The 3,513-nt window shown below is 66.0% G+C and carries 6 protein-coding genes and 1 tRNA gene; all 7 read left to right on the top strand.

Going from position 1 to position 3,513, the window contains the following annotated elements; translation table 11 throughout:
- Window positions 1-415, top strand: a 415-nt coding sequence (hadB, locus tag ACKOQ4_RS11690) for a (3R)-hydroxyacyl-ACP dehydratase subunit HadB (protein ID WP_526291974.1), incomplete at its 5' end; no start/stop codon positions are given.
- 2 nt (window positions 416-417) lie between these two features.
- Window positions 418-933 carry a (3R)-hydroxyacyl-ACP dehydratase subunit HadC gene (gene hadC / locus ACKOQ4_RS11685; protein ID WP_526291972.1) on the top strand — a complete coding sequence of 172 codons (516 nt, stop codon included), beginning with the start codon at window positions 418-420 and terminating at the stop codon, window positions 931-933.
- 132 nt (window positions 934-1,065) lie between these two features.
- Window positions 1,066-1,138 (top strand) — tRNA-Trp (locus ACKOQ4_RS11680).
- Window positions 1,139-1,193: 55 nt separating this feature from the next.
- Window positions 1,194-1,622: a preprotein translocase subunit SecE gene (gene secE, locus ACKOQ4_RS11675; RefSeq protein WP_526291970.1), complete on the top strand. Its 429-nt coding sequence runs from the start codon at window positions 1,194-1,196 to the stop codon at window positions 1,620-1,622.
- A gap of 44 nt (window positions 1,623-1,666) precedes the next feature.
- Window positions 1,667-2,377 carry a transcription termination/antitermination protein NusG gene (nusG, locus tag ACKOQ4_RS11670; RefSeq protein ID WP_526291968.1) on the top strand — a complete coding sequence of 237 codons (711 nt, stop codon included), beginning with the start codon at window positions 1,667-1,669 and terminating at the stop codon, window positions 2,375-2,377.
- A gap of 48 nt (window positions 2,378-2,425) precedes the next feature.
- On the top strand, window positions 2,426-2,854 hold the full coding sequence (gene rplK / locus ACKOQ4_RS11665; protein WP_526291966.1) for a 50S ribosomal protein L11: 429 nt from the start codon (window positions 2,426-2,428) through the stop codon (window positions 2,852-2,854).
- 66 nt (window positions 2,855-2,920) lie between these two features.
- Window positions 2,921-3,513, top strand: a 593-nt coding sequence (gene rplA / locus ACKOQ4_RS11660) for a 50S ribosomal protein L1 (protein WP_526291964.1), incomplete at its 3' end; no start/stop codon positions are given.

The raw sequence follows: 3,513 nt of genomic DNA, 5'->3' as shown, positions 1-3,513 counted from the left end.
ATTCAGTTCGGTCAAGGTCGGCGACGAGCTGCCCGAGAGGACCATCAACCTGACCCGCGCCGACCTGGTCAACTACGCCGGCGTGTCCGGTGACCTCAACCCCATCCACTGGGATGACGAGATCGCCAAGCAGGTCGGCCTGGACACCGCGATCGCCCACGGCATGCTGACCATGGGCCTGGGCGGCGGCTACATCACCGAGTGGGTGGGGGACCCGGGCGCGGTCATCGAGTACAACGTGCGTTTCACGGCGATCGTGCCGGTGCCCAACGACGGCATCGGCGCCGACATCGTCTTCACCGGCCGGGTCAAGGCGGTCGACGAGGAGAACAAGACCGTGACCATCGCCCTGACCGGCACCCACAACGGCAAGAAGATCTTCGGCCGTGCCATCGCGATCGCGAAGCTGGCGTAACCGTGGCGCTCAAAACCGACATCCGAGGCATGGTCTGGAGGTACCCCGACCCCTTCGTGGTGGGCCGCGAGCAGATCCGCCAGTATGCCAACTCCGTCAAGGCCAATGATCCGGCCAGCATCGACCCGGAGGCTGCGGCCGAGCTGGGCTATGCCGGGCTGGTCGCACCCCTGACCTTCGTCTCGATCATCGCTGTGATGACCCAGCGGCACTTCTTCCGGCACGTCGACGTCGGCTTCGAGACCATGCAGATCGTCCAGGTGGACCAGAAGTTCCAGTTCCTGAGGCCGATCCTTGAGGGCGACGTCGTTCGCGCCACCATGTACATCGACTCGGTCGACGAACGGTTCGGCGCCGATATCGTGACCTCCCGGAATGTCCTGACGGATGAGGAGACCGGCGAGGACGTGATGGTGGCCTACACCACGCTCATGGGCCACGAGGGCGACAACTCCATCTCGGCCGGATGGGATCCGGAGACCGGCCAGGTGCTGCGCAAGCCTGTGACCCATGATTAGTAACTGAGACCGGTCTCGCGCTACACTCGGAAGCCGGGATTTCCCCACGTAAGCGCGCTGTCCGTCGGTTCGGCTGGACCGGACGGGGGGCGCGCGAATCATGTGGGGGGCGCCCCGATTGGAGAAGTGCAGAGGGGCGTAGCTCAACTGGCAGAGCAGCGGTCTCCAAAACCGCAGGTTGCAGGTTCAAGTCCTGTCGCCCCTGCTCAACTGAATAGACTCGAAGGCAAGTGAGCCCGGACCACGGAAAGGAGCGTGCGGTGAGCGACGAGCGCGACAGTGCCGACGGCGCGGGTGCAGGCGCAGAGAACACCGCCGCCCTGACCCAGCCGCTGCGGCCGACCGGAAAGCGGTCCCGGCAGCGGGCCGGCGGCACGGCCCTGGCCGAGGTCGACGACTTCGAGACCACCGCCCTGGACCTTGACGACGACGAGGCCGAGCCGAGGAAGGCCAAGAGGGCCGGTGCCGAGAAGAGCGGCCCGACCCGCAACCCGTTCGTCTTCGTCTGGACCTACCTCAGGCAGGTCGCCGCGGAGCTGCGCAAGGTCATCTGGCCCAACCGCAAGCAGATGGTCAGCTACACGACGGTGGTGCTGCTGTTCCTGGTCTTCATGGTCGCGCTGATCAGCCTGGTCGACCTGGGTCTGGCCAAGCTGGTGCTGCTGATCTTCGGCAACAAGACCGTCTGACCAAGCAGTTGTGTAGAGCAGTTGTGTAGAGAGGACTGACTAGCGTGACAACTCCCGAAGGCGACGTGGCCGCGGGTGACGCCGCCGTCGACGTGATCGACGACGTTGTCGAGGCCGCAGCTCCCGAGGAGGAGCTGGATCCGGCGACCGCGCTGAAGAACGACCTGCGGGGCAAGCCGGGCCAGTGGTACGTCATCCACTCCTATGCCGGCTACGAGAACAAGGTGAAGGCCAACCTCGAGACCCGCGTGCAGAACCTCGACGTCGGTGACTACATCTTCCAGGTGGAGGTGCCCACCGAAGAGGTGACCGAGATCAAGAACGGCCAGCGCAAGCAGGTCAACCGCAAGGTGCTGCCGGGCTACATCCTGGTCCGCATGGAACTGAACGACGACTCCTGGGGCGCGGTGCGCAACACCCCCGGCGTCACCGGATTCGTCGGGGCGACCTCTCGGCCCACCGCGCTGTCACTCGACGACGTGGTGAAGTTCCTGCTGCCGCCGGGGGCGGGAAAGAAGGCCGCGAGGACCACCTCCGCCGCGGCTGCCTCGTCCGAGGCCAGCCTGGAGCGTCCGGAGATCCTGGTCGACTTCGAGGTCGGCGAGTCGGTGACCGTCATGGACGGCCCGTTCGCCACCCTGCCGGCCTCGATCAGCGAGGTCAACGCCGAACAGCAGAAGCTGAAGGTGCTGGTCAGCATCTTCGGCCGTGAGACACCCGTCGAACTGACCTTCAACCAGGTCGCCAAGATCTAGTTCGGACGCGCTTGTCCGCGTTCGCGAGGAAAGGAACACCCAACAGCCATGGCTCCCAAGAAAAAGGTCTCCGGGATGATCAAGCTGCAGATCCAGGCCGGGCAGGCCAACCCCGCCCCGCCCGTCGGCCCTGCGCTCGGCCAGCACGGCGTCAACATCATGGAGTTCTGCAAGGCCTACAACGCCGCGACGGAAACCCAGCGCGGCAACATCATCCCGGTGGAGATCACCGTCTACGAGGACCGCAGCTTCACCTTCGAGCTGAAGACCCCGCCCGCGGCCCGGCTGCTGCTCAAGGCCGCCGGCGTGCAGAAGGGGTCGGCCGAGCCGCACAAGACCAAGGTCGCCAAGGTGACCTGGGACCAGGTGCGCGAGATCGCCGAGACCAAGAAGGCCGACCTCAACGCCAACGACATCGACCAGGCCGCCAAGATCATCGCCGGCACCGCCCGGTCGATGGGCATCACGGTCGAGTAGTTTTCCACCCGTGGGAGGGCCCGCTTCGGCCCGTTCGACCACGACCCAACAACCGATTGGATAGCAATGAGCACGAAAAGCAAGGCCTACCGCGAAGCCGCCGCGAAGGTGGACCGGGAACGTCTGTACACCCCGCTGGAGGCGGCCAGGCTGGCCAAGGAGACCTCCTCGAAAAAGCAGGACGCCACCGTCGAGGTGGCCATCCGCCTGGGTGTGGATCCGCGTAAGGCCGACCAGATGGTGCGCGGCACCGTGAGCCTGCCGCACGGCACCGGCAAGACCGCCCGGGTCGCGGTGTTCGCGGTGGGGGAGAAGGCCGAGCAGGCCGAGGCGGCCGGCGCCGACGTGGTGGGCAGCGACGACCTGATCGAGAAGATCCAGGGCGGGTTCCTGGACTTCGACGCCGCGATCGCCACTCCCGACCAGATGGCCAAGGTGGGCCGGATCGCCCGGGTGCTCGGTCCGCGCGGCCTGATGCCCAACCCCAAGACCGGCACCGTGACCCCGGACGTGGCCAAGGCCGTTCAGGACATCAAGGGCGGCAAGATCAACTTCCGCGTCGACAAGCAGGCCAACCTGCACTTCATCATCGGCAAGGCCTCCTTCGACGAGAAGAAGCTCGCGGAGAACTACGGGGCGGCGCTGGACGAGGTGCTGCG

The sequence above is a fragment of the Mycobacterium sp. genome (assembly GCF_046095365.1).
GTDB lineage: Bacteria > Actinomycetota > Actinomycetes > Mycobacteriales > Mycobacteriaceae > Mycobacterium.
This window is presented reverse-complemented; position numbering and strand designations above follow the sequence as displayed.